Origin of the sequence: Comamonas sp. UBA7840 (genome assembly GCF_002501455.1) — a bacterium.
Classification (GTDB): Bacteria; Pseudomonadota; Gammaproteobacteria; order Burkholderiales; family Burkholderiaceae_C; genus Comamonas; species Comamonas jiangduensis.
The window spans coordinates 13,848-38,083 of record NZ_DLTI01000026.1 but is presented as its reverse complement, the minus strand read 5'-3'; the positions used below and the strand labels follow the sequence as shown (position 1 = coordinate 38,083).

The 24,236-nt window shown below is 59.5% G+C and carries 23 protein-coding genes; 6 read left to right on the top strand and 17 right to left on the bottom strand.

Features of this window, described 5'->3' with window-relative positions; genetic code table 11:
• The 6 genes from B3R00_RS09545 to B3R00_RS09520 all read right to left on the bottom strand — a co-directional run.
• The coding region (locus B3R00_RS09545) for an Hpt domain-containing protein (protein ID WP_286998814.1) at nucleotides 1–2,624 on the bottom strand (2,624 nt) is incomplete at its 3' end.
• A 56-nt stretch (nucleotides 2,625–2,680) separates the two neighbouring features.
• On the bottom strand, nucleotides 2,681–4,915 hold the full coding sequence (locus B3R00_RS09540; protein WP_286998813.1) for a methyl-accepting chemotaxis protein: 2,235 nt from the start codon (nucleotides 4,913–4,915) through the stop codon (nucleotides 2,681–2,683).
• A gap of 25 nt (nucleotides 4,916–4,940) precedes the next feature.
• The gene (locus B3R00_RS09535) at nucleotides 4,941–5,483 is read right to left on the bottom strand and encodes a chemotaxis protein CheW (protein WP_286998812.1); all 543 of its coding nucleotides are present in this window, start codon (nucleotides 5,481–5,483) and stop codon (nucleotides 4,941–4,943) included.
• An 11-nt stretch (nucleotides 5,484–5,494) separates the two neighbouring features.
• A complete protein-coding gene (locus B3R00_RS09530; protein WP_286998811.1) occupies nucleotides 5,495–5,866 on the bottom strand; it encodes a response regulator in 372 nt (123 codons plus the stop codon).
• Between the two features lie 26 nt (nucleotides 5,867–5,892).
• On the bottom strand, nucleotides 5,893–6,291 hold the full coding sequence (locus B3R00_RS09525; protein ID WP_286998810.1) for a response regulator: 399 nt from the start codon (nucleotides 6,289–6,291) through the stop codon (nucleotides 5,893–5,895).
• A gap of 63 nt (nucleotides 6,292–6,354) precedes the next feature.
• Nucleotides 6,355–6,507: a rubredoxin gene (locus B3R00_RS09520; RefSeq protein WP_370892118.1), complete on the bottom strand. Its 153-nt coding sequence runs from the start codon at nucleotides 6,505–6,507 to the stop codon at nucleotides 6,355–6,357.
• A 110-nt stretch (nucleotides 6,508–6,617) separates the two neighbouring features.
• Between B3R00_RS09520 and thiD the strand changes: the two genes are divergently transcribed.
• Both thiD and hemL read left to right on the top strand, forming a co-directional pair.
• Complete coding sequence (gene thiD / locus B3R00_RS09515) at nucleotides 6,618–7,607, top strand: bifunctional hydroxymethylpyrimidine kinase/phosphomethylpyrimidine kinase (protein WP_376747606.1); 990 nt, start codon at nucleotides 6,618–6,620, stop codon at nucleotides 7,605–7,607.
• Complete coding sequence (hemL, locus tag B3R00_RS09510) at nucleotides 7,591–8,895, top strand: glutamate-1-semialdehyde 2,1-aminomutase (RefSeq protein ID WP_286998809.1); 1,305 nt, start codon at nucleotides 7,591–7,593, stop codon at nucleotides 8,893–8,895. Before thiD ends, hemL begins: the two co-directional genes overlap by 17 nt.
• Nucleotides 8,896–8,964: 69 nt before the next feature.
• Here the strand turns inward: hemL and B3R00_RS09505 are convergent, their stop codons facing one another.
• From B3R00_RS09505 to B3R00_RS09475, 7 genes are all read right to left on the bottom strand, one after another.
• A complete protein-coding gene (locus B3R00_RS09505) occupies nucleotides 8,965–9,570 on the bottom strand; it encodes a DNA-3-methyladenine glycosylase I (RefSeq protein ID WP_286998808.1) in 606 nt (201 codons plus the stop codon).
• A gap of 167 nt (nucleotides 9,571–9,737) precedes the next feature.
• On the bottom strand, nucleotides 9,738–11,234 hold the full coding sequence (locus tag B3R00_RS09500; RefSeq protein ID WP_286998807.1) for an APC family permease: 1,497 nt from the start codon (nucleotides 11,232–11,234) through the stop codon (nucleotides 9,738–9,740).
• A gap of 322 nt (nucleotides 11,235–11,556) precedes the next feature.
• Nucleotides 11,557–12,006 carry a c-type cytochrome gene (locus B3R00_RS09495; RefSeq protein ID WP_174862487.1) on the bottom strand — a complete coding sequence of 150 codons (450 nt, stop codon included), beginning with the start codon at nucleotides 12,004–12,006 and terminating at the stop codon, nucleotides 11,557–11,559.
• A 227-nt stretch (nucleotides 12,007–12,233) separates the two neighbouring features.
• Nucleotides 12,234–13,820, bottom strand: a complete 1,587-nt coding sequence (purH, locus tag B3R00_RS09490) for a bifunctional phosphoribosylaminoimidazolecarboxamide formyltransferase/IMP cyclohydrolase (protein ID WP_286998806.1) — start codon at nucleotides 13,818–13,820, stop codon at nucleotides 12,234–12,236.
• A gap of 86 nt (nucleotides 13,821–13,906) precedes the next feature.
• A complete protein-coding gene (locus B3R00_RS09485) occupies nucleotides 13,907–14,155 on the bottom strand; it encodes a helix-turn-helix domain-containing protein (RefSeq protein WP_219162727.1) in 249 nt (82 codons plus the stop codon).
• On the bottom strand, nucleotides 14,152–15,204 hold the full coding sequence (gene dusB, locus B3R00_RS09480; RefSeq protein WP_286998805.1) for a tRNA dihydrouridine synthase DusB: 1,053 nt from the start codon (nucleotides 15,202–15,204) through the stop codon (nucleotides 14,152–14,154). Before dusB ends, B3R00_RS09485 begins: the two co-directional genes overlap by 4 nt.
• A 139-nt stretch (nucleotides 15,205–15,343) precedes the next feature.
• On the bottom strand, nucleotides 15,344–15,883 hold the full coding sequence (locus B3R00_RS09475) for a M15 family metallopeptidase (RefSeq protein ID WP_286998804.1): 540 nt from the start codon (nucleotides 15,881–15,883) through the stop codon (nucleotides 15,344–15,346).
• 60 nt (nucleotides 15,884–15,943) lie between these two features.
• On the opposite strand from B3R00_RS09475, the gene B3R00_RS09470 reads away from it, so the two are divergent.
• Nucleotides 15,944–16,468: a YqaA family protein gene (locus B3R00_RS09470; protein ID WP_284214299.1), complete on the top strand. Its 525-nt coding sequence runs from the start codon at nucleotides 15,944–15,946 to the stop codon at nucleotides 16,466–16,468.
• A gap of 95 nt (nucleotides 16,469–16,563) precedes the next feature.
• On the opposite strand, the gene B3R00_RS09465 is transcribed toward B3R00_RS09470, so the two are convergent.
• The 4 genes from B3R00_RS09465 to B3R00_RS09450 form a co-directional block, all read right to left on the bottom strand.
• The gene (locus B3R00_RS09465; RefSeq protein ID WP_286998803.1) at nucleotides 16,564–17,490 is read right to left on the bottom strand and encodes an NUDIX hydrolase; all 927 of its coding nucleotides are present in this window, start codon (nucleotides 17,488–17,490) and stop codon (nucleotides 16,564–16,566) included.
• Nucleotide 17,491: 1 nt separating this feature from the next.
• A complete protein-coding gene (ychF, locus tag B3R00_RS09460; protein ID WP_042415225.1) occupies nucleotides 17,492–18,586 on the bottom strand; it encodes a redox-regulated ATPase YchF in 1,095 nt (364 codons plus the stop codon).
• Between the two features lie 442 nt (nucleotides 18,587–19,028).
• Entirely contained in the window at nucleotides 19,029–19,331 is a 303-nt protein-coding gene (locus B3R00_RS09455; RefSeq protein ID WP_174862840.1) for a hypothetical protein, read from the bottom strand.
• 49 nt (nucleotides 19,332–19,380) lie between these two features.
• The gene (locus B3R00_RS09450; RefSeq protein ID WP_286998802.1) at nucleotides 19,381–20,274 is read right to left on the bottom strand and encodes an MOSC domain-containing protein; all 894 of its coding nucleotides are present in this window, start codon (nucleotides 20,272–20,274) and stop codon (nucleotides 19,381–19,383) included.
• Between the two features lie 107 nt (nucleotides 20,275–20,381).
• On the opposite strand from B3R00_RS09450, the gene B3R00_RS09445 reads away from it, so the two are divergent.
• The 3 genes from B3R00_RS09445 to B3R00_RS09435 all read left to right on the top strand — a co-directional run bounded on the left by B3R00_RS09445 (nucleotide 20,382) and on the right by B3R00_RS09435 (nucleotide 24,173).
• A complete protein-coding gene (locus B3R00_RS09445; RefSeq protein WP_286998801.1) occupies nucleotides 20,382–21,521 on the top strand; it encodes an FAD-dependent monooxygenase in 1,140 nt (379 codons plus the stop codon).
• Between the two features lie 81 nt (nucleotides 21,522–21,602).
• On the top strand, nucleotides 21,603–22,316 hold the full coding sequence (locus B3R00_RS09440; RefSeq protein WP_286998800.1) for a DsbC family protein: 714 nt from the start codon (nucleotides 21,603–21,605) through the stop codon (nucleotides 22,314–22,316).
• Between the two features lie 90 nt (nucleotides 22,317–22,406).
• Nucleotides 22,407–24,173 (top strand): M61 family metallopeptidase, encoded by a 1,767-nt coding sequence (locus B3R00_RS09435; RefSeq protein WP_286998799.1) that lies wholly within the window; start codon nucleotides 22,407–22,409, stop codon nucleotides 24,171–24,173.
• Nucleotides 24,174–24,236 lie beyond the last annotated feature (63 nt).

Sequence of the window (24,236 nt, the reverse complement as noted above, 5' to 3'; positions counted from 1 at the left end):
GCTTCGGCTTCGGCTTCGGCAGGATGCTGCACTGGCTGCGCCACCTCCTGGGGCATCGGGGCATCATCAGCAAGCGGCGGCACCAATGTCAACGTCTCTGCAGCAGATTGCTGTGCATCATCCAATACCGCCACAGGCTCAGCAATGGCCGAAGCAGCCAAGCCTTGCACCGCCGACATATCCAGCGCAATCCAGCGCTCATCCAGGCGCATGGCATCGGCACTGGCACGAAAAGGCGCGGATTGCCACTGGTGTGCCGCACCGGCTTCAATCGCATCCACCCATGCTTCAAAACCATTCAAGGCATCGAGTGACAGGGTCTGCATGGCAGCGGGCATGGCTTTTTGCTCCGCCAGCCATGCGTTGAGCATTTGCTCCATCGCCCAGCCCGCTTGGCCAAACTCCTCCAACCCCACCATGCGGGAGCTGCCTTTGAGCGTGTGAAATGCTCTGCGCAACACTGTTTGCTCGGCAAGATTGGCGGGCTCTTGCGCCAAGGCCTGCAAAGCGGCCCGGCCGTTGCTGATCACTTCCCGCGCTTCTTCCAGGAAGATTTGCAGCAGTTCGCTGTCCGTATCTTCGGGAGCGACCTGCAGCGGCGCCTCCTGAGACGCAACAGGCCACGGTGACGCCGCAGGTGCAGGCGCTACCGGTAGCTCGCGCTCCTCAAGTTGGGGCGCAGGCTGCGGCTCGGCCATCGTCTCTGAGGGCACTGGCACAGATAACGGCGCAGGCGTTGCGGGTGCTTGCGGTCTTTGCAAAATCACGGGTTGCGCAATTTGCTCCACGCGTGCTTGCACCACGTCTTGTACCGGCTTTTGCTCCACGCTGTCGCTGGCACGCACGCGCACGCGCCCCATCAGCAGCTTGAGCTCTCCAGCCTCTTCGTCAAACTCATACAGCTTGCGCGCCATATTGCGCTGGTAGCTGAGCATGTCGATCAAAAAACCCAACGCGCCCAGGCTATTGCCCATTTTTTCAAACAGCACACGCTGTTCGTCCTCGGGCACCGCCTCTTGCTGCAAACGCTCTACGTTCTGGCGCATACGCACCATGGCCAGCGATGCTTGATCAAGCCCCAGCACCGAGAGCACACCCCTCATTTGCGCCAAATGCACACTCACAGCCCCCAGCATCGAGCGGTCACCGGGGTTGCGGAAATACTGATCCAACAGTTTTTCAGCCTCAGCCAGCGTGCCTCGAAGTTCCCCAACGACACTGCCCATGGTTTGCTGGTCGCTCACCTGGCGGTACAGCTGCTCCATCCAAGGCTCTAAAGGCTGGGTCGTCTCGCCTGCCAGCACCGCGGTCAAGCGTTGCGCCAGCGTGGCACCGTGGGAGGCCATGGCTTCATCGGCCAAATCCAAAGAAGCAAACGCAGCCTGCAAGTACAACACCGACGTCGCAACTTCCATGGCCACTTCTGCCGAAGGAGGCTGCCCGCGTGTGGCCACCGCATGCATCACCTGCATCAATGCCTTGGCCAGATTCTGGCTGTCGGGGTGCAACTTGCTCAGTGAATCCGCCACCAGGCTGAATTGATCCACGGCGGGTTTGATTTTTTGTACATCCCCCCCCGCCAAAGCAGACCACAACTCAGTGGCTGAGGCGATGCGTTTGCGGGCTTGTGCCAGCAACGCAGGATCAAAACGCCCAAAGCGCGGCTGTTCATAGTTGACCGCATGATGGCGCTGCAGGCCAAATGTGTCGTACACCGCACGCCATACAGACGCAGCGTGTGCAGCCTCGGGGCTCGACGCGGCTTGCGCACAGAAAAACAGCATGTCTTGCAGCAAGCGTTCTGGCGCCACAGGATCGCCCTTGGCCAAAGCCACCGACACCATCAGCACACGGGAGGCAACGCGCTTGGTGTAGATGTCCGCCTTGAGCAACCCATGGGCCATCGCATCAAAATGGGCTGCGGCAACCTTCCAGAAAATGCGCATGGCGGACTCTGCCTGCGCTTGGGCAAAGCCGATACACACGTCACGCATGCGCGCGCTGGCAGCAGCAACCTCTTGCCCTTTGACGATCTGCAGCACCGCAGCATCTAACACTTTGCGCTGCTCTGGGCCATAGTCCAGAGGGGCTACCGAGTGAGGCAACTGCGGATCTCGGAGTCTGCGCTCAATCGGCCACAAATCCGCAGGATGTACCTTGCCCTGATTGCCATACAGGGCCTGCACGTCGCGGTACTGCGGAAACAAAGCCACCGAGGAAATTTGCTTGCCTGCCAAGATGGCATCCAGAAACTCCAGCAAAGCAAAACTGGCTGTCTCCAGCGTCTGCGCCACCGCTTCTGTGCAGTCGGCAGGATTTTGCACATAGTGCTGCAAAGCCGTTTCCATGGCGCGCAGCAGCAGTGCGGGTTGCGGCATGCCCACCATTTCCAGCGCACCACTGGACTGGTGCAGCTGTTGTTTGGCCGTGCGCAAAGGGCTGCTGTCCAATGCCCCCAGATCGGAATGACTCGCCTCTTGCGCTTCGCGCACAAACCGGCGGGTGGCTTTCACGGCTGCGTCCAATGATTTGCGCAACTCCTCCAGCACCCATGCCAATGGGCCTAAATCTTGTTCCCCATGGGAGACATGTCCCGTTGGAGCAGTGACTTCAGTGGGTGACATCGTCCATCCTTGGCATGTTTCAGCCGAAATCCTTGGTGCAATCGAAAGTCAGAAACTCAACCAATCTTGAATCGGGAAACCGATTGACGCAGCTCTTCCGCCATATGCGCCAAGTCACGCACCTGCTCTGCCGTAGTGCGCGTGCTATCGCCCGTTTGCTCCGTCACTGCAAAAATGTGCTGAATATTGCCAGCCACATCATTGGCCAATGTTGCTTCACTCTGGGCGGTGTGTGAAATCTGCTCAATCAGCTCAGCCAGCCTGCGCGAGACGCTATCAATTTCAGTCAAAGCAGTACCCGCTGAGTCCGACAGGCGCGCCCCTTCCACCACGCCCTGGGTGGAACGCTCCATCGCCGCGACCGCATCTTGGGTGTCGGTCTGAATGGTTTTCACCAAGGCAGAGATCTGGCGCGTTGCATCGGCGGAACGTTCCGCCAAACGCTGCACTTCTTCTGCCACCACCGAGAAGCCACGCCCGGCTTCACCGGCCGAGGCCGCTTGGATGGCGGCGTTGAGCGCCAAGACGTTGGTTTGCTCGGTAATGTCGGAAATCAGTTCGGTAATTTCGCCAATTTCTTGCGAGGACTCGCCCAGGCGTTTGATGCGCTTGGAAGTCTCCTGAATCTGGTCACGAATGGCATTCATACCACCAATCGTGTTTTGCACGGCATGCTGACCTTGTTCAGCCGCCTGCAGCGATTGGCGGGCCACCGCTGCCGATTCCTGGGCCTGGCTGGACACCGTATTGATGCGCGCGGCCATCTCCAGAATTGACTGACCCGTTTCACGAATTTCGCGCAATTGTTCCGCCGAAGTCGCGAGCAACTCGGACGAAGTGCTGTCCACCTGCGCGGTCGTCTGCGCCACACGCTGCGCCGTGTTCTGCACACTGCCCACCAGCAAACGCAGCTCTTCCACCGTGTAGTTCACCGAGTCAGCAATCGCCCCCGTGATGTCTTCCGTCACCGTGGCTTCCTGGGTCAAGTCCCCTTCCGCCACGTTTTGCAACTCGTTCATCAATCGCAAAATCGCCGCCTGGTTCGCATCATTGACACGCTTGGCTTCTTGCTCTTGGTGACGCGCATCGCGTTGCTGCTGCTCCGCCAGCGCTTGGCGCTGGCGGCTATCAAGCAACTGCACGCGTGAAATACCGACACCGCAAGCCACGACGAACAGACCTAGAATCACCAAAATCGCCATCTGGCCTGCCGACATACCAGCCTGCTCCGACAGCTTTTGCTGCAAGTTTTCCAGCTGGGTGCGCAAGGGCTCGCTGTCGGCAATGATGGAGTTCTGCGCTTCACGCGCCGCAACCAGCCCTTGCAGGTTGCTCAAAATCGATGCAGCTTGCGTGCGGGTTTGCTCATACTCTTCCAGCATGGCCAGCAGTTGATCGCGCACCTGAGGGTCACGCGCGGCAGGCAAGCGCAGGTCTGCACTCCCTTTGAGCAGGCCATCGGCCAGCTCTTTGAAAGAGTTCAAGTCACGCCCCAGCAAGAACACGGCTTCCGGGCTGACACCGTCAATGGTTTGAAACTCATTGGCTGATTTGCCAATACGCTGTGTCAGCATCAAAAGCTGGCTAGAGGCCGCAATTTCAGGGGCCGAAGCCGCAGATTGCAGCTTGCTGTTGGCCACCGCTTCAGCCAGCTCCAGCAAGCTAGATGACTGACGATTGATAGCACGCAGTGCATCACCAGCCTGGGTTAGCACTGCTTTTTGTGCCAAAACTGCCTGGGCATTCTTTTCAGCCCGCTGCGCCAAGGTGCTTACCGAGCCCAAATCCTGCTCCAAAGCAGCATCCACGCTTTGCACCCCCAGCTCAGCATCCCCTTGGGTCAAGGCGCGGACATTGCGCCCAAGCACCGTCGCGCTGTCTTTGAGTTCTGTAAACGCCTGGTCCTTACCCAGCAGGGCCTGCGTCACCGACTTGGCCAAGCGCTGCGACTGCATCAGTGATTGGCCTGTCGCCGCCAACTGTTTGGCTGAACGGTCCGCTTGCTGGAGCACCCAGCCCGCCACCAACGCCAACAGCACGACCCCCAAAGCCAGCATGGTCAACAAACGACGCTGGTGGGTGGCTGCAGGCGCGGGGCCCATCAGCGGCACATCGATGGTACCTTGCTCTACCAGCAAGTCATCCATCAAACCGGTATCTTGCACGCTTTGCAGCGTATCGGCCGTCAGCGTTTGCTGGGTGGCATCGTCTGCGCCTACCACCTCCACTCCCTCATCTTTATCGCTGTTTTTACGACGAAAAATGCTGCTGATCTGCTGGACTAAAGACATGCTCAACCTCGAAGAATCAAAACGATCAGATGCGAATACTGAGGAAGTCTGGAGATTGCACCAATTGGTGCAACTGCAAAACTTGCCAACTCCCACCTGCACTATCGGTATAACTGGCTGCGACGATACCCGCCGAGGCTTGGGGCGCATCCTGCGCTGGCTCAATGGCTGTAGAGATAAAGTCATCGGCGCCACGCAAACCCAACAACCTGTCCACCACCAAGGCCACATTCACCTGGAGTGCCGGATTGACCACGAGCAAGCTCACTTCCTGCAAAGACTGCTCGGTGCGTTCGATGGGATGGCCCAAGTACGTACCCAGATCCACCACACCGACCAAACTGCCCCGCAAATTGGCAACGCCCCAAAACCATGTATTGGTATAGGGCACGCGCAGCACATCAGGCCAAGAGAAGATTTCACCCGCTTGCTCCAGCGGCAGTAAGTAGTTATGCCCAGCCACCTGCACTGCCAGCCAGCTCGCACCTTGAGAGGTATTGGTGCGCGCCGCCTGCAGGCGGTCGGCCAAGCGAGTCTGCAGTTCACGCAGCGCTTGTCGATTTGCCATAGCAGTTCAACTCAGGCGCTTTGCAGCGCCGCGATCTTGGATTGCAATTCGGTGGGGTTGACCGGTTTGGTGATGTAGTCGCTGGCGCCTTGGCGCAGCCCCCACACACGGTCCGTTTCTTGGTTCTTGCTGGTGCACATGATGATGGGCAGCCCTGCATATTTCGGGTCGCGGGCAATCGCACGTGTGAGCTGAAAGCCGTTTTGCCCAGGCATCACCACATCCATCAAGATGAGATCTGGCTTTTCTTCGCCCAGTCGAGCCAATGCTTCTTGGGCATTCTCCGCCGTGCGCACTTGATAGCCCTGTTTTTGCAGCAAATCCGTCAAAAACATCAACTCCGTTTTTGAGTCATCCACCACCAGTACTTTTTGAATGGTCATGCCCCTCTCCTCTCTTGGTCTTTAAATCAAATCGCTGCAGACGTCACCTTGCCAAACTGCTGGACAGCCTGCAGCAATTGGTCTTTGGTAAATGGCTTGGTCAGGTAATCTTGGCAGCCCACCATGCGTCCTCGCGCTTTGTCAAAGACACCGTCTTTGGACGAGAGCATGACAATGGGGGTATCAGAAAAATGTGCGTTGCGTTTGATGATGGCGCAAGTCTGATAGCCATCCAGCTTCGGCATCAGAATGTCGCAGAAGATGAGCTGCGGCTGAAAGTCATTCACTTTCGCCAAGGCATCAAAGCCATCTTCGGCCAGCAGCACTTCATGGCCGCCTTGCTTCAGAAAAATTTCAGCACTACGTCGAATGGTGTTGCTGTCATCCACCACCAACACTTTGAAAGATGCTCCGGCTGTACTCAATTTGAACCGCCCCTTGGGTTGTGAAAAATCCCCCGACAGGGCTGTTGAGCACCTGTCTCCCTCTTAAATTTCGACCATTTCAAAGTCTGCTTTGCCGACCGCACATTCCGGGCATGTCCAGTCTTGCGGCACATCTTCCCAGCGGGTCCCTGCTGGAATGCCGTGTTCGGGGTCGCCCACCGCTTCGTCGTACATCCAGCCACAAATCAAACACATCCAAGTTTTAGGGTCAGTCACAGCTTAAAGTCGCTTCCAATAGAATGCAATGATTGTATCTAGGCACCTACCACCCCCTCTTGACAGAGAGGCGGTCATTGGGACAACGCATGGCATTTCAGCCCCCAGCAGTTCCAACTGCAAAAATCCCCCCCGACAACACCGAAACCGTGCTCGCACAGCCGATGTGCGTGATGTGTTTCAACGCTTGTGACCCCAGTGGCGCAGGCGGCTTGGCTGCGGACATCACCACCATCGCTTCCGTCGGTGGCCACCCTGTGACGGTGGTCACGGGCGTCGTGGTGCGCGACACCAGCCATGTGTTTTCGCACACGGCCCTCGACGACGAATTGATCACCGACCAAGCCCGCACCGTACTGGAAGACATCCCCGTGCGCGCCATCAAGGTCGGCTTTGCTGGCAGCCCCGCCAACCTGGCGGCGATTGCCGAGCTGTCCAGTGACTACCCCGATATTCCTATCGTCAGTTACATGCCCGACTTGTCCTGGTGGCAAGGCGATGGGCTGGAAGAGTACCTGGATGCCTTCCAGGCTCTTGTCATGCCTCAAACCTCGGTGTTGGTTGGCAACCACGGAACGCTCAGCCGCTGGCTGCTGCCAGACTGGTCGCAAAGCCGCCCGCCCAGCGCCCGGGACATCGCCAAGGCTGCCGAGGCCCTGGATGTGCCCTTTGTGCTGGTCACCGGCATCCCTTTGCCCGAGCAACACATCGACAACGTACTGGCTTCGACAGAAACCGTCATAGGCAGCAGCAAGTTCGAGCTGTTCGATGGCAGCTTTCTCGGTGCGGGCGACACCCTCTCTGCGGCGCTGACGGCGTTGCTCGCTGCGGGCAACGATTTGGGTGCGGCAGCCCAAGAGGCGCTGGAGTATCTGGACCGCAGCCTGGGCAGTGGTTTCAGACCGGGCATGGGTCAACTCATACCCGACCGTATGTTCTGGGCGCAGCCCGAAGAAGGTGCTGACGCTGCGGAAAGCGGCGAAGATACCGCGCAAACACTGCCTGAACTCCCCTCCGCCGAGGGGAACCCACCGCCCCTTGAGGGCTTTGTGATGCCTTCTCATGACACAAAACACTGACCTGAATCAACCATTGTTCGAGCGCGCCAAAGGCGTGATTCCTGGCGGCGTGAACTCGCCCGTGCGTGCTTTCAACGCTGTGGGCGGCACGCCCCGTTTCGTCAAGCGCGCCCAAGGCCCTTATTTCTGGGATGCGAACGATCAGCAATTTGTGGACTACATCGGCTCCTGGGGGCCGATGATTCTGGGCCACGGCCACCCCGAGGTGCTGCAAGCCGTGCAAGCCGCCGTGCTTGAAGGCTTTAGCTTTGGCGCGCCCACCGAGCGCGAAGTCGTACTGGCCGAAAAAATCCGTGAGCTCGTGCCGTCGATGGAAATGGTGCGCATGGTTTCCTCTGGCACCGAAGCGGGCATGAGCGCACTGCGCCTGGCGCGCGGCTACACGGGCCGCAACAAGATCATCAAGTTCAACGGCTGCTACCACGGCCATGCCGACTCGCTGCTGGTCAAAGCAGGCTCGGGGCTGGCCACCTTTGGCTCATCTTCCTCGGCAGGCGTACCTGCCGATGTGGTCAAAGACACCATCGTGCTGGAGTACAACGATGTCGCCCAGCTGGAAGAAGCCTTCGCCAAGATCGGCAGCGAAGTGGCCTGCGTGATCCTGGAGCCGATCGCCGGCAACATGAACTTTGTGCGCGCTTCCGTAGAATTCACCCGCCGCATCCGTGAGCTGACGCAAGAGCACGGCGCGCTGATGATCTACGACGAGGTGATGACGGGCTTTCGCGTCGCCCTGGGCTGCGCACAAAGCATTTACGCCCAGCAGATCGAGGGCTTTGTGCCAGACCTGACTGTGCTGGGCAAGGTCATTGGCGGTGGCATGCCCATGGCCGCGTTTGGCGGCCGCCGCGCCATCATGGAAAAACTCTCGCCCCTGGGCCCGGTCTACCAAGCCGGCACGCTGTCGGGTAACCCGATTGCCACGGCCTGCGGCCTCAAGACGCTGGAGCTGATCAGCCAGCCGGGCTTCCACGCGGACCTGCACCTCAAGACCGGCCACCTGATGCAGGGGCTCAAAGCCGAAGCCGATGCGGCAGGCGTTCCCTTTAGCATCGACTGGCAAGGCGGCCTGTTCGGTTTTTACCTGCTGCCGGAGCTGCCTAGCACCTACCACGCGGTGATGAAGACCGACGGTGCGCTGTTCAACAAGTTCTACCACGGCATGCTGGAGCGCGGTCACTACTTCGCCCCGGCGCTGTACGAGGCCGGCTTTGTGAGCAGCGCCCACACCGAGGAAGACATTGCGCGCACGGTAGACGCGGCGCGTGAGGTGTTTAAGACGCTGTAAGCTGTTTTTCAACGCTTTTGACCCAGCCCCGCACGCTGCAAAGCTGCGGGGCTTTGTTATGGCCGCGACTTACCGCGGAAGTTGAAAATCTTGTTGCATCGCCTCCACCGCCACCCGCGTGACGCACTCGGGGGCATGGTCGTTCACCATGCCCATCGATTGCATGAAGGCATAAGCCGTGGTGGGGCCGACAAACTTCCACCCCCGCTGTTTGAGCGCTTTGGCCAAAGCCTGGGACTGCGCGGTGTGCGCCTGCAGCACCGTGCCGTCGCTGGGCGTGGTGGGCATGTAGCGCCAAAAGAAAGCAGCCAGCGAGCCTTCTTGCGCCACCATCTCCACCGCGCGGGCGGCGTTGTGGATCACGGCTTCAATCTTGCCGCGGTGGCGCACAATGCCCGCGTCTTGCAGCAAGCGCTGCACATCGGCTGCACCAAACTGTGCCACTTGGTGAAAGTCGAACTGCGCAAACGCCGCGCGAAAGTGTTCGCGTTTGACCAAGATGGTGTACCAGCTCAGGCCGGACTGGAAAGCCTCCAGGCTGATCTTTTCAAACAGCCGCCGGTCGTCCGCCACCGGAAAGCCCCATTCATGGTCGTGGTAGTGGATATAGCGGTCGGTGGCCAAGCACCATTGGCAACGGGGCTGGCCGTCAGGCCCAGCAGCAGTGGGAATCATGCAAACACTCCTTGGCCACCACTGTAAAACAAACACCCATGAAAAAACCCGGTGCGATTGACCTGCACCGGGTTTAAAAATTAATAGCTGCTAGCGCTTCAATATCAATCGATTCAGATACTTTTTATACTGAAACCTATTATTTATTTGCGCAAGCAGCTCATTTTTTATTGAGCCTGGCGGCGATCTTGCTGCGGCTGCGCCAAACGCGAGTGGCGCATGCCGTAGCAGACATAAATCACCACCCCCAGTGCCATCCAGCCCACAAAGCGCACCCAGGTCAAGGTGGTCAGGTTCAGCATCAAATACACGCACAGCACGGCAGACAGCACCGGCAGCACGCCCCCCAACGGCACGCGGTAGCCGCCCGCGCCGGGATTCTTTTTGCGCAGCACCAGCACGCCCAGGCTGACTAGCACAAAGGCCGACAAGGTGCCGATGTTGATCATCTCTTCGAGCAGCTCCACCTTGGTAAAGCCTGCCAAAACCGCCACCACCACGCCCACCGCAATTTGCAAGCGCATGGGGGTTTTGCGCGTGGCCGATGTCACGCCCCAGCTGCGTGGCAGCAGGCCATCGCGGCACAGCGCCAGCAGCACGCGAGAGCTGCCCATCAGCAGCACCATGACCACTGTCGTCATCCCCACCAGCACACCCATCGCAATGATTTGCGCAGCCCAGTCAGCCCCCACCGCCACGAATGCGGTGGCCAGCGAGGGGTTCTCGGCCTTGGCCAACTCGGTATAGGGCACCATGCCGGTCAACGCCAGCGTGACCAAAATGTAGAGCACCGTCACCAAAGCCAGGCCGCCCAAAATGCCACGCGGCAAGGTGCGCTGCGGGTCTTTTACTTCTTCGGCCGAAGTGGCCACGATGTCAAAGCCCAAAAAGGCAAAGAACACCAGCGATGCGCCGGAGATCACACCCAGCCAACCGTACTGGCTGGGCGCTGCACCAAACAGCCACGCCAGCATGGGCTGCCCCCAGACATCGCCACTCACGCCATGGCCCACCACTGGCGGCTGAGACGGCGGAATGAAGGGCGAGAAGTTGTCCGTGTTCATGTAGGTGAAGCCCACCACAATCACAAACAACGTGATGGCAATTTTGATGAGCGTAAACACATTGTTCACCTGGGCTGACACTTGCGTGCCCACCATCAGCAGCACGGTAAACACCGCCACCACCAAAAACGGCCCCCAGTACATGGTCAGCCCGCCCAGCTGTACGGTGGAAGGAATATCTAGGCCCGCCGTCGCAAACACCGTGCTCAGGTAAATGCCCCAGTACTTGGCAATCACGGCGGCGGCGGAAATCATCTCCAGCAGCAAATTCCAGCCAATGATCCACGCCAGCCCCTCACCCAGCGTCAGGTAGGTATAGGTGTAGGCGCTGCCAGTAACCGGCACTTTGGAGGCAAACTCGGCATAGCACATGATGGCCAGCGCACACGTGAACGCCGCAATCACAAACGAGAAGATCACGGCGGGACCCGCAAATGTGCCTGCAGCGCGTGCGCCCACCGAAAAAATACCTGCCCCCACAGCCACTGCCAGGCCCATGATGATCAAGTCGAAAGTGCCCAAGGTGCGCTTGAGCTGGCGCCCGGGCTCATCGGCATCCGCCAATGCCTGCGCGACGCTTTTGGTTCGTAACCACTGCATGCCAAACCTTTGTGTGGCCACTGCGTTGCACTCCCCGTGCTTGACGCTGGCAGCCATATCGTTTCAAAAGCACGATCCTAGGGATTACCCAAGCTCTCGACACAAAGCATGCACTTACACCCTCTTGCACGCTTGTTTTGTGTGCGCCTTGCTGCACATCGATGCCAAGCCCGGTAGCACCGCGCTCCTGGCAAAAATCATGCACACATACAGACTTTTGCACAGCCTTATTGCAAACATCCAGATTTAGACGCAAAAAAGCCCGAAGCACCAGAGGAAACTTCGGGCCTTGTCTGAGCGCGGCCAGCCGGGTGGGACAGCTCTATTCCCCGGTTTTGGGCGGGATAGCCAAAATCCAGTCCGCCATACCTTCGGCTTGCTCCTGCGTCACTTGGGGGTGGCGCGGCATGATGGTGTTGCCCCACACGCCCACACTGCCTTCACGAATCTTGCGCGCAATATAGGCTGTGGCATCGTTTTGTCCCCGGTATTTATCCGCCACCTGCAAAAAGCTGGGGCCAACAAACTTGCGGTCAATGCCGTGGCAACGCATGCAATCGCTGCCATCCATATAGGCCTGGCCTTGGGCCAGCGCAGGGCGTTGCTGCACCATCTCCTGCATACGCTGGGCGGTGCTTTGATCTGCAGGCGTGCCAATGTACAGGCGCACGCCCAAGTTCAGCAAACCCAACACCACTGCCACCATGCCGATGATGATGAGCCAGCCCAGCCACTTGGGGCGTTGCATGGGCTCGTCGTCGTAATCCCGCATGAAAAAATCCTTTCACCCAAAACAAAACGGCACGGGGCCGAAACCACATGCCGAGTGTGCGATGCCTTCACCAACCACTGGGCAGCAAAGGACTTATCAGACAGTGCAGCTCGCGCAGCCCATCGCAGATGGGCGGTTGAGGCAAGGCGTCAATCCCGAAGACAGTAGCAGCGCTACGGCGAGGGATTGCAACGAAGCATCAAGCGTGAAATGCACTGTCCGCCAAATTAGTGGCGGAAGTGGCGCACGCCGGTGAAGACCATCGCCACGCCACGCTCATTGGCCGCATCGATCACTTCCTGGTCGCGCATGGAGCCGCCAGGCTGTGCCACGCAGGTCGCACCTGCATCGACCACCACGTCCAGACCGTCGCGGAAGGGGAAGAAGGCATCCGACGCCACCACGGTGTTCTGCAGGCTCAGCTTGGCCGCTTCGGCCTTGATGGAGGCGATGCGCGCCGAATCCAGGCGCGACATCTGGCCCGCGCCCACGCCCATGGTCATGCCGTTCTTGCAGAAGACGATGGCGTTGGACTTGACGAACTTGGCCACCTTCCAGGCGAACAACAGGTCTTGCAGCTCTTCTTGGGTAGGTTGCTTGATAGTTACCACCTTCAGCTCTTGCAGCTTCAACTCGTGGTTGTCGGCCGATTGCAGCAGCAAGCCCGAGCCCACACGCTTGGTTTCCAGCGCGTTGCGCACGTCGCCATAGTTGGCAGGCAGCGCAATCTTCATCAAGCGCACGTTGACCTTGGCCTTGAAGATCTCCAGCGCTTCGGCGGTGAAGTCCGGGGCCATCAGCACTTCGACGAACTGCTTGGACACGGCTTCGGCCGCGGCCTTGTCCACGGGGCGGTTGAAGGCGATGATGCCGCCAAAGGCGCTGGTGGGGTCGGTCTGGAAGGCCTTGGAATAGGCTTCAAAAGGTGTCGCACCCACAGCTACGCCGCAGGGGTTGGCGTGCTTGATGATCACGCAAGCGGGCACTTCAAAGCTCTTGACGCATTCCCACGCGGCATCGGCGTCGGCAATGTTGTTGTAGCTCAGTTCCTTGCCTTGCAGTTGCACGCCGGTGGCCAGCGAACCTGCAGCAGGTGCCAGATCACGGTACCAGGCGGCTTGCTGGTGGCTGTTTTCACCGTAGCGCAGGTCCTGCACCTTCACGTACTGCTCGTTGAACTGGCCGGGGAATTCAGCGCGGGCGGGCACGTACTCTTCAGACAGCTTGTCTTCTTCAAAAGTCACCGAAGACAGGTAGTTGCTGATTGCGCCGTCGTACTGGCTGATGCGGTTGAACGCAGCAACCGACAGCTCAAAGCGCAGCTTGTTGGACAGCTTGCCGTTGGCCTTCAACTCCGCCAAAACAGCGGCGTACTGGTCCGCAGCGGTGATCACACCCACGTCTTTCCAGTTCTTGGCGGCAGAGCGCACCATGGCGGGGCCACCAATGTCGATGTTCTCGATCGCGTCTGCCAGTGTGCAACCGGCCTTGGCCACGGTGGCTTCGAAGGGGTAGAGGTTAACCACCAGCAGGTCGATGGTCTCGATGCCGTGTTCCTTCAGCGCCGCCATGTGCTCAGGGAAATCGCGGCGGGCCAGCAGGCCACCGTGCACCTTGGGGTGCAAGGTCTTGACGCGTCCGTCCAGCATTTCAGGGAACTGGGTGACTTCGGCAACTTCGGTCACGGGCAGGCCCTGGTCGGCCAGCAACTTGGCCGTGCCGCCAGTCGACAGCAGCTGCACGCCCATGGCGTGCAGGGCTTGCGCAAATTCAACGATGCCGGTCTTGTCCGAGACGGAGAGCAGTGCTTTCATGGTGCAACTCAATAATGATGAAATCTTTGCTCAGCGCTTATGCAGCAAGCGCTGACAGCTATTAAATAAGGTGTATCTGGTGCTTTTTAGAGCATGCCATGCTCTAAGAGCTTTTTACGCAGCGTGTTGCGGTTCAGCCCCAGCCATTGCGCAGCGCGCGACTGGTTATTGTCTGACTGCTGCATCACCACGTCGAGCAGCGGCTTTTCCACCAGACGCAGCAACATGTCGTACATATTGCTGGGTGTCTCGCCGCCCAAATCGCGGAAATACATCTCCAGATTTGCGCGCACGCATTCCTCAACACTCAGGTTGTCATTTGCTTGGGTGCTCATGCAGCCAATTCCTCAATTTCTTGCTCGGTGGCTGCCACAGAAGGCTGTGGCAAGCGCTCCATCTGCTGGCACAGCTGCTCCAAATAGTCAGCCACGGCCTGCCACTGCACCTGGCAGTCGTCGATGGTGTTGATACGTTGTCGAAAGTCTTCCCCACCCGGCAAAGCACGCAAATACCATGCAATGTGCTTGCGCGCACTGCGCACGCCAGTCAGCTCGCCATACAGGCTGTAGTGGTCTTGCAAGTGCTCCAGCAGCAGGCTGCGCAGCTCACTCACCAGCGGGGGCGGCAAGTGCTCGCCCGTGGCCAGAAAGTGACCAATCTCGCGAAAAATCCAGGGGCGGCCCTGCGCAGCGCGGCCGACCATCACCGCATCGGCGCCGGTATAGGCCAGCACATCACGGGCTTTTTCCGGGCTGGTGATGTCGCCATTGGCCACCACCGGCACGCGCACGGCCTGCTTGACGGCGGCAATGGTGTCGTACTCGGCAAAGCCTTTGTAGCCCTGCGCGCGGGTGCGGCCATGCACGGTCAGCATTTGAATGCCTACGCCTTCAAACTGCCGGGCCAGCACCACAGCGTTTTTGTGGTCATCACTCCAGCCCGTGCGCATCTTCAGGGTGACCGGCACGTTGAACGGGCGCGCGGCCTCCACCACGGCCTGGGCAATTTCCACGGCCAAAGGCTCGTTTTGCATCAATGCGGAACCGGCCCACTTGTTGCACACCTTTTTGGCCGGGCAGCCCATGTTGATGTCAATGATTTGCGCGCCGCGCTCGATGTTGTAGACCGCTGCCTCGGCCATCATGTCGGCGTCGGTACCGGCGATCTGCACCGAGATCGGCCCGGGCTCCCCGGCATGGTTGGCGCGGCGGCTGGTCTTGAGGCTGTTCCACAAGTCTTTGCGCGATGTCACCATCTCGCTGACCGCATAACCTGCCCCCAGTGCCTTGCACAGCTGGCGAAACGGCCGGTCCGTCACCCCCGCCATGGGGGCAACAAACAGGTTATTCGTCAGCGTATGCTGACCAATGCGTAGCGCAGTCATGGAGGGCAAAATCAGGGGAGCAAAAGGTGGCGGGAAAGAAAGTCGGCTATTGTATCTGCCCAAAAAATGAGCACCTCTGCGCGCTACAAAGACACTAGCAAAGAATCAGGTAAATCACCCCTCGCTTGCGCCACCCACCTTATTTTCTGGAGGGCGCAGGCACAAACGCCCACCAGTGCCCAGGCACTGCCTGCCAGCCACGCCCTTGCATCACTGCTGCCAGCCAGCCCCGGTTGAATTGCACATCGGGGGCCACATCGGGCTCTTGGGCCGCCACCTCCTCGGGTAAACCCAGGTGCACATCGCCCATATCCACCTCTTCGCCGTCGGCCAAGGGGCCACGCACAAAATGGGCGGCTGTTTCGCTGTCTACCACCCTCACACGCACATCCAGCACCTGCTGCAGCGTACCGGGATGGGTGCGTACATAGGGGCACGCCTGCAACACCAGCTGCATGCCCTGCGACTGCACCAGCACCTTCACCATCTGCAGGGCATGCCGCGTTCTGGCATGTTCCAGCAAAGTGACACATTCCGTGGCGATTAACCGCTCTTGCTCCACCGTCGGCCAGCTGGTGTCTTTGGCGCTGGCACTGCAGGCCAGCAGCACCAACGCAGCCCCAAGCCCTGCGCCGACTGGCTGCTGCACACACTTCTTCACTGCAAATGCGATATTCATACCCCCAGCTTAGGCCAAGCCTCTGTCTGGTGACAACTGACATGCCCCTAAACTCGCGCCATGGAAGCTTGGTTTCAAGAAATTTTGCACTGGCTGGCGCTGCCCCAATTTGGCCTGAGCACCTTGTTCATGGTGGCGCTGGTGTCGGCCACGTTGCTGCCTATGGGTTCTGAGCCTGCAGTGGTGGGATTGCTGCACCTGAACCCCGAGCTGTTTTGGCCCGCCATCTTTGCGGCCACGGCAGGCAACACGCTGGGAGGGGCGATCAGCTGGTGGATGGGCCTGGGCGCCAACAAAGCCTGGAACATCGCGCGCCAACGCCGCCGTGCGGGATTGCCCCTGGAGGCAGGCAAAAAACCACCCCGCACCCTCTCCCGCCACGAGCGGCGGGCACGCATTTGGCTGCGCAAATGGGGGGCCAAAACCTGCTTGCTGAGCTGGCTGCCGATTGTGGGCGACCCGCTGTGTGCCGTCGCAGGGTGGCTCAAGTTACCGTTTTGGCCCTGCGTGTTCTATATGGCGATTGGCAAGTTTTTTCGCTATCTGGTGATGACCATCGCCATCCTGTGGGCGTTGCCCATTTGAGGCAAGCAGCCGTCTGCGCCTTCAAGCATTGAGCATTTTTTATGACTCTAACGCTTATCTATCCAGCGCTTTAAGCTCTTATTTTTCATCAACATTTATGCACCCCGTGCCAAAGGCAGTTTGCTGCCCGCCGTGGCCCGCTCTTGCAGCACATCACTGCGAAAGCGAAACAGCTTGGCCGGGCGGCCTGCAGCCCCTGCCGTCATGGCACCGGTTTCTTCCACCAGCTCCTGCTGTTCCATCAGACGGCGGAAATTCTGCTTGTGCAAGCCACGGCCAGCCAAGGCTTCCACCGTTTGCTGCAACTGCAGCAAAGTGAATTCGGGCGGCATCAGCTCAAACACCACGGGGCGGTATTTGATCTTGGCGCGCAGCCGCGCAATGCCGGTGGCCAGAATGCGGCGGTGGTCGTGCTGCATGGCCCGCCCCGGCAACTGTGCGCGCGCTGCAATCCCCCGGCGCGTCGCCTCTTGCACCAAACCCGCTTCAAACAACAGCTCATAGCGCTGCAGCACCAAGTCTTCGTTCCAGACTTGATCGGTCAAACCAAAATTAATAGCTACCCGCGCTTGCCTGGATTGCCTCAACGCCTTGTTGGGCGCTTCGTTCACCCACGCTTGCAGCGGCGGCACAATCTGCTGCGCCAAGACCGCAGGCGCGCCGTCGCGCCAGTCTTCCCACGGGAAATAGCTGTACCAGTCTTGCCAGCTGGTGTCGCCCGGCGGGGCTTGCTCTGGCTCTCGCGTCAGCCCCAAATAGCTGATGGACAGCACATGGGCAGCTTCTTCGCGCTCGCGATCGGCAAAGGTGTAGAGCTGCTCTACATAGCCCAGGCTGTGCTGGGTCTGGCTCTCCACCCAGCTGCGCAGCCCCGCTTGCAGCGAGCGGTGCAGCATCTGGAAGGGCCCAGCAGGCAAGGCCTGGCCACCACGGGTGGTGAGCACCCGGGGCTGCCCCAAGCTGACAGCGGCCAACACCGCCACCAGCTCGGCATGCAAGGCTTGCGCAGGAGCCTCGGCCAATTTAGACGTTGAACAGGAAGTTCATCACATCGCCGTCTTTGACGATGTATTCCTTGCCTTCGGCGCGCATCTTGCCGGCATCCTTGGCACCTTGCTCGCCCTTGTAGGCAATGAAGTCTTCAAACGCAATGGTTTGTGCACGGATAAAGCCGCGCTCAAAGTCACCGTGGATCACGCCCGCAGCTTGAGGGGCCGTAGCACCCACGCGCACGGTCCAGGCGCGCACTTCCTTCACACCGGCGGTGAAGTAGGTTTGCAGACCCAGCAGCTTGAAGCCGGCGCGGATCAGGCGGTTCAAACCGGGCTCTTCCAGGCCCAACTCTTGCAGGAACATGTCGCGGTCTTCATCGTCCATCTCGGACATTTCCGCTTCGATCTTGGCGCAAATCGCCACAACCGGCGCACCCTGGGCTTCTGCATAAGCCTTGAGTTGGTCCAGCAACGGGTTGTTCTCAAAGCCATCTTCGGCCACGTTGCCCACAAACATGGCAGGCTTGGCGGTGATCAGGCAGAAAGGCTTGAGCAGGGGCGCGTCTTCCTTAGAGACCGGCACCACGCGAGCAGGCTTGCCTTCGTTCAGAGCAGCCTGGATCGGCTCCAGCAGCGACACCAGCTTGGCAGCTTCCTTGTCGTTACCCGAACGCGCGGCCTTGGAGTAGCGGTTCAGCGCCTTCTCCACGGTGGCCAAGTCGGCCAGGCACAGCTCGGTCTGGATCACTTCAATGTCGGCAATCGGGTCAACCTTGTTCGCCACGTGGATCACGTTGGGGTCTTCAAAGCAACGCACCACGTTCACAATCGCGTCGGTTTCGCGGATGTGGGCCAGGAACTGGTTGCCCAGGCCTTCGCCCTTGGAGGCGCCAGCCACCAAGCCTGCGATGTCCACAAACTCCACAATCGCGGGCACGATGCGCTCGGGCGAGATGATCTCTGCCAGCTGGTTCAGGCGGGGATCGGGCACCTCCACAACACCAGTGTTGGGCTCAATCGTGCAGAAGGGGTAATTTTCAGCAGCGATGCCGGCTTTGGTCAGGGCGTTAAAGAGGGTGGACTTGCCCACGTTGGGCAGGCCCACGATGCCGCACTTGAGGCTCATGGAATTTCCTTTGGTATCAATGCACTATCGAGCACCACACCCGGGTGGCGGAAGTGCCCGATCCGCATTGCAGCGAATCTGGTTCTGGTAAGTGTGCAACCCCGCGGCCTTGGGCGGCACGGTGGAGTCACAGGAATCAGGGGGTGATTGTAATGACCGGGGAATGTCAGGCGGGAGCAGGCGGTTTCGACCCCGGTTACCGTCCATCTGGCGCACCGTACTTCCCTGTAGCAGGTTGCTCGCAGCGCTAGATTCTGCGTGGGCTTGGATGACACAGGCAGGGATTTCACCCCAGTCTGCACTCACCCTGCGCCGCCAGCCATCCATGCAATAAAAATAGCTATCAGCGCAAGCCTGATAAGCGCTAGCGCCTTATTTCATGCATAAAAAAGCCAACCGAAAGGTTGGCTTTTTTATGCATCAGCCCCAAGGCTCAAGGGCGTTACTTGGCAGCCCGCGCCTTGCACTGCAATTGCAGCAGGCGATGCGTAGAGCTATCTACGCTCGCGCCGGGCTCGCGCAGGGGGCGAATGCGCAAGTCCAAGAAGCCGCGCTCACCGCACAGTGACTTCAACGTGGCTTCGCACTTTTGCAAGTCGTCGTAGCGGGTGTCGCACACCATGGCGTGCTCATAGTCAGGTTTAGCAACGTAGGGTGCTGCCTCTTTGGCCATCGGGTCGGCGGATTGGGTGGCACAGCCAGCCAAGGCGAGGGCTGCGGCAGTGGCCAGCAACATATATTTCATGGAAACTCCTCCAAAATCTAGGCGGCATCTTAGCGAAGCATGCCGCGCGTTATTCAAATTTCAGTTGACTGCCTACATGCTGGCCCACGCGCAGCACCTGCCCAGCGCCCTCAGCCACCACCGCATTCATCCCAAAAGTAATAGCACCATCCATGCGGGCATCCTGGCGGTATTGGGCAATGGTGTCACCCACTTCGGGGCTGGACTGGGCGGTGCGTGGGTCAATATTCGGGATGGGGCAACGCGCACAAGGTTTACCCAGGCGAATGACCACAGGCGCTGCCTCTGCGTGCACCCACAAGGTCTCGATGAAATCTTCCTCATGCTCGGCCAAGCCATCAAGCACGATATTGGCGCGAAAGCGCAGGCCGTCTACGCGTTCATGCCCCTGCGCTTGCAGCTTGTCGTTCAGGCCATCAAAGGCGCTGCTGGTGGTGACCAGCAAAGGGTAGCCGTCGGCAAATTGGGTAGCGCCCTCGATGCCCCCGGTCCATCGGCTGCCCGACAAACGCTGCTGCGTGCTATCAAAGCGCACCAAATGGCATGCCCGCCCCAGCACTTGGGTAAACCATGCGGCAGCGGCCTCCCCTGTATCCCAGGCGTTGACATGGCTGTCCCAGACCTGCACCCGCATCTGCGACGCATCGCTTGCGCCAGGCACAGCCAGGGACACCGTCAACCCAGGTGCGCCGGGGTACTGCAGTTGCAGTGTGCCGGCTTGCTCGTCAATCCATGGCTGAATCAGCGCCATCTGTGGCACTTCGCGCTGGGTGATGAAGACACCTTCGGGGTCTACCACCATCCAAGCACGGTCCCACTTCAAGCCAGTGGGCAGTAATTGGGCCGACTGTACAGACACCCCTGCACAGGATTTGACAGGAAAGACCCACAGCGCACCGATCGTGCCTGTGACATCTGCTTGTTCAATAAAGGAAATGGTCATGCGCTTATTGTGACTGGCTGACTCATTTTGGCGATATGGGCTGCAGGCTTGGTTGCAGGAAACCGTCCTTCTCAACGGCGACGGCCAGCCCTCCTACAATGCAGCCCATGGCGCAAACCTTTGATGTATGTATCCGCGGAGCCGGCATTGTCGGCCGTACCCTGGCTCTCTTATTGGCCCGCGAGCGGCTGCGCGTCGCGTTGGTCGCTGCACCGCGTGCCGAGCCCAGCCATGACGATGTCCGGGCGTATGCACTCAACACCAACTCCAAGCAATTGCTGGAGTCCTTGCGCACATGGCCAGATGCGCCTTTTGCCACCGCCGTCAAACACATGGAAGTGCATGGCGATGTGGATGGCAGCGTGCACTTTGATGCAGGTGCGCAAGGCGTAGAAGCGCTGGCATGGATTGTGGATGTGCCTGCGCTGGAGCAGCGTCTGGCCGAAGCCGTGCGCTACCAGCCCCAAGTCGAGGTGGTGGACAGCCCCGTGCAAGCGCCTTTGACCGCCATCTGCGAAGGCCGAGCCAGCGCCACCCGCGCCGAGTTCGGCGTAGATTTTGATGTCACACCCTACGGACAGCACGCGATTGCCACTCGGTTGCGCTGCGAATTGCCGCACGGCCAAGTCGCGCGCCAGTGGTTCTCTCCCCAAGGCATTTTGGCGCTGTTGCCGCTGGAAGGTGCCGACGGCCACAGCGTGGCAGTGGTGTGGTCGGTGGCCCAAGCAGATGCCGCCCACTGGCAAAGCACCGATGAAGCAACATTTACCCAAGCACTGAGCGAGATCAGCCAAGGCAGCCTCGGCCAGTTGCAATTGCAAGGCCCGCGCATGGTCTGGCCTTTGCAACAAGCCGTGGCCAAGCGCTGGTGTGGCCCATTCCGCGGAACAACGGAGGCTCGCACCCCCACCAGTTGGGTGCTGGCAGGCGACGCAGCGCACAATGTGCACCCGCTGGCAGGTCAAGGTTTGAACATCGGGCTGGCTGACGTACAAGCGCTGTCGCGTATTCTGCAAGCGCGTGGTGACTGGCGCAGCACCGGTGACTTGAAACTGTTGCGCCGCTATGAACGCGAGCGCAAAGCAGGACTGGCCCCCCTGGGCTTGGCCATGGACGGTCTGCAGCAACTGTTTACGCGCCCGGAAGCACCGGTGCAAGCCTTGAGAAACTGGGGGCTGCGCAGCTTTGAGCGCAGCGGCCTGCTCAAAGACTGGACGGCTCGCCAAGCCATGGGCCTGCCCCGCTAAGCGCACTCCTCGCGCGAAGGAACCTTTTGTTCGTTTCGCGCCCCAACACCTGTTTATCTTTTATTCACTGGAATTTTTGCCATGAAACTGTTCGCCACGGCGTTGTTGGCCACTGCTGCTTGGGGCTGTGCCTTTGCAGCCCAACCTCAAGACCAAATCACCAAGACCCTGGCAGAGCGTATTCCTCAGCTGCAGCGCGTGGATGAAGTCAAGCCCACCCCCATGAAGGGCTTGTACGAAGTGCGCGTGGGCACGGATGTGTTTTATTCCAACGAAACCGGCGACTACCTGATCCAAGGCGAGCTGATTGACACCAAAGCACAGCGCAACCTGACCGAAGACCGTATCAACCAATTGACAGCGGTGGACTTCAAAAACCTGCCGCTGAACGACGCCGTCAAGATCGTGCGCGGCAAGGGCGAGCGCAAACTGGCGGTTTTTGAAGACCCCAACTGCGGCTACTGCAAGCGTTTTGAGCGCGACATGCAAAACGTGGACAACGTCACGGTTTACCTGTTCCTCTACCCAATCCTGAGCCGCGACTCTGCAGAAAAGTCGCGCAATATCTGGTGTGCCAAAGACAGCGCCAAAACTTGGCACGAACTGATGCTGCGCGATAAAAATCCTGCCGCCACCAGCTGTGACATTGACGCCATTGAGCGCAACCTGGCGCTGGGCCGCAAGCACAAGATTACCGGTACCCCCACTTTGATCTTTGCTGACAATACCCGTGTGCCCGGAGCGATTCCTTCCAGCGAGGTGGAAAAATACCTGGCTGCAGCCCACAAAAAATAAATGATGACAAACAGGCTGCTTCGGCAGCCTGTTTCACTTGCGGCACAGCCGCCAGGCATGCCGCAGCGTCTGAACTGGATCTCTACCGCTATGCCTCACACCGCCCCCCCCACCTTGCATTACCGCGTTCAGCTGCATGATCTGCATGCCCACCTGTATCGGATTACCCTCTCGATTGCCCGGCCCAGCGCACAGCAGCGTGTCTCACTCCCCGTATGGATTCCCGGGAGCTACCTGGTGCGTGAATTCGCCAAAAACCTGCAAAACTTGCAAGCGCAGCAAGATGGTCATGCCATCACTATCCAGCAGCTGAGCAAGCACCAGTGGCAACTGAACTGCCAAGCCGGTCAGCCTATGGAGCTGAGCTACGAAGTCAGCGCGTATGACACTTCGGTGCGCACTGCTTGGCTGGACCAGCGCCGTGGCTTCTTCAACGGCACCAGCTTGCTGCTGCGTGTGCATGGTCAAGAAACCCGAACACACGGGTTGCATATCAGCCCCAGCTCTGAGGCCCCCACATGGCAGCTGGCGACCGGGCTGACTCCTGTGGATACCGATGCCCAAGGCTTTGGCCTGTATACGGCTGCGCACTATGACGAGCTGGTGGACTGCCCGGTGGAAATGGGCAACTTCTGGAGTGGCTGTTTTACTGCCCGTGGCGTGCCACACCGCTTTGTCGTGGCTGGTGCTGCCGCTTCCTTTGATGGCGAACGCCTGCTGCGCGATACCCAAAAAATCTGTGAGCAGGAAATTGATTTCTGGGGCCAAGCGCCGCATGCCAACTACGCGTTCATGCTGAACGCAACGCACGATGGCTATGGCGGCCTGGAGCACTGCAACTCCACCGCACTGATTTGCAGCCGCGCTGACTTGCCGCGCACGGGTGTAGAAAAAGCCACCGACGGCTACATCCAACTACTGGGCTTGATCAGCCACGAATACTTCCACACCTGGAACGTCAAACGCCTGCGCCCTGCCGAACTGGTGCCGTACAACTACGACCAGGAGAACTACACCGAACTGCTGTGGTTCTTTGAAGGCTTCACCAGCTATTACGACGATTTGCTGCTGCGCCGTGCTGGCCTGATCGACAACGCCGCTTACCTCAAGCTCATCACCAAAACCCTCAATCAGGTACAGCAAACGCCGGGGCGCAAGGTGCAAAGTGTGGCCCAGTCCAGCTTCGATGCCTGGGTCAAGTACTACCGCCAGGACGAAAACACCGCCAACGCCACCGTCAGCTACTACACCAAGGGCGCACTGGTCGCTATGTGTCTGGATCTCCAGTTGCGCCGCGAAGGGCAGACCACGTTGGATGCCGTCATGCGCGGCTTGTGGCAGCGCTGCCAAGGTGCGGCCATGACCGAAGCCGATGTGCTGGCGGTGCTGCAGGAGCTTTCAGGACGCAGCTGGCAAGCTGAGTTGCAGGCCTGGGTACACGGCACCGACGACCTGCCTTTGCCCGATCTCCTGAAGTCGCACGGCGTGCAGGCCGATGCCGACAAGCCCGCGCCCGCCCAGACTTTGGGCCTGCGCGTCCAAGAAAGCCACAGCGTTTTGATCAAGCAGGTACTGCGCGGTGGCCTTGCAGAGCAAGCAGGCTTTATGGCGGGTGATGAGTGGTACGGCATGGAAGTGCCAACGCAAGACGGCCAAACTGCCGCATGGCGAATCACCAAACTGGAAGAGCTGGACCTGTATGCCGCACGCGGCACTCCCCATGTCACTGCGCTGGTGTCGCGAGATCGCCAGCTACTGCGCCTGCCCTTGAGCCTTAGCGCGGTAGACGCCCCCACCTCCAACTATCAACTCACGATCACGGATGCCGCCGCTGTCAACCGTTGGCTCTCGCCCTAAGTTGTCCTCTGCGGCGCTTGGGTATAGTCATGGGTGGCATACCATGACCCATGACTATTAGGA

Excerpts from the sequence above, each read along its gene's own strand:
- B3R00_RS09540 (WP_286998813.1), bottom strand. The coding sequence starts at position 4,915 with ATGTCTTTAGTCCAGCAGATCAGCAGCATTTTTCGTCGTAAAAACAGC.
- B3R00_RS09535 (WP_286998812.1), bottom strand. The coding sequence starts at position 5,483 with ATGGCAAATCGACAAGCGCTGCGTGAACTGCAGACTCGCTTGGCCGAC.
- B3R00_RS09530 (WP_286998811.1), bottom strand. The coding sequence starts at position 5,866 with ATGACCATTCAAAAAGTACTGGTGGTGGATGACTCAAAAACGGAGTTG.
- B3R00_RS09520 (WP_370892118.1), bottom strand. The coding sequence starts at position 6,507 with ATGTGTTTGATTTGTGGCTGGATGTACGACGAAGCGGTGGGCGACCCC.
- thiD (WP_376747606.1), top strand. The coding sequence starts at position 6,618 with ATGGCATTTCAGCCCCCAGCAGTTCCAACTGCAAAAATCCCCCCCGAC.
- hemL (WP_286998809.1), top strand. The coding sequence starts at position 7,591 with ATGACACAAAACACTGACCTGAATCAACCATTGTTCGAGCGCGCCAAA.
- B3R00_RS09505 (WP_286998808.1), bottom strand. The coding sequence starts at position 9,570 with ATGATTCCCACTGCTGCTGGGCCTGACGGCCAGCCCCGTTGCCAATGG.
- B3R00_RS09500 (WP_286998807.1), bottom strand. The coding sequence starts at position 11,234 with ATGCAGTGGTTACGAACCAAAAGCGTCGCGCAGGCATTGGCGGATGCC.
- B3R00_RS09495 (WP_174862487.1), bottom strand. The coding sequence starts at position 12,006 with ATGCGGGATTACGACGACGAGCCCATGCAACGCCCCAAGTGGCTGGGC.
- purH (WP_286998806.1), bottom strand. The coding sequence starts at position 13,820 with ATGAAAGCACTGCTCTCCGTCTCGGACAAGACCGGCATCGTTGAATTT.
- B3R00_RS09485 (WP_219162727.1), bottom strand. The coding sequence starts at position 14,155 with ATGAGCACCCAAGCAAATGACAACCTGAGTGTTGAGGAATGCGTGCGC.
- dusB (WP_286998805.1), bottom strand. The coding sequence starts at position 15,204 with ATGACTGCGCTACGCATTGGTCAGCATACGCTGACGAATAACCTGTTT.
- B3R00_RS09475 (WP_286998804.1), bottom strand. The coding sequence starts at position 15,883 with ATGAATATCGCATTTGCAGTGAAGAAGTGTGTGCAGCAGCCAGTCGGC.
- B3R00_RS09470 (WP_284214299.1), top strand. The coding sequence starts at position 15,944 with ATGGAAGCTTGGTTTCAAGAAATTTTGCACTGGCTGGCGCTGCCCCAA.
- ychF (WP_042415225.1), bottom strand. The coding sequence starts at position 18,586 with ATGAGCCTCAAGTGCGGCATCGTGGGCCTGCCCAACGTGGGCAAGTCC.
- B3R00_RS09455 (WP_174862840.1), bottom strand. The coding sequence starts at position 19,331 with ATGAAATATATGTTGCTGGCCACTGCCGCAGCCCTCGCCTTGGCTGGC.
- B3R00_RS09450 (WP_286998802.1), bottom strand. The coding sequence starts at position 20,274 with ATGACCATTTCCTTTATTGAACAAGCAGATGTCACAGGCACGATCGGT.
- B3R00_RS09445 (WP_286998801.1), top strand. The coding sequence starts at position 20,382 with ATGGCGCAAACCTTTGATGTATGTATCCGCGGAGCCGGCATTGTCGGC.
- B3R00_RS09440 (WP_286998800.1), top strand. The coding sequence starts at position 21,603 with ATGAAACTGTTCGCCACGGCGTTGTTGGCCACTGCTGCTTGGGGCTGT.
- B3R00_RS09435 (WP_286998799.1), top strand. The coding sequence starts at position 22,407 with ATGCCTCACACCGCCCCCCCCACCTTGCATTACCGCGTTCAGCTGCAT.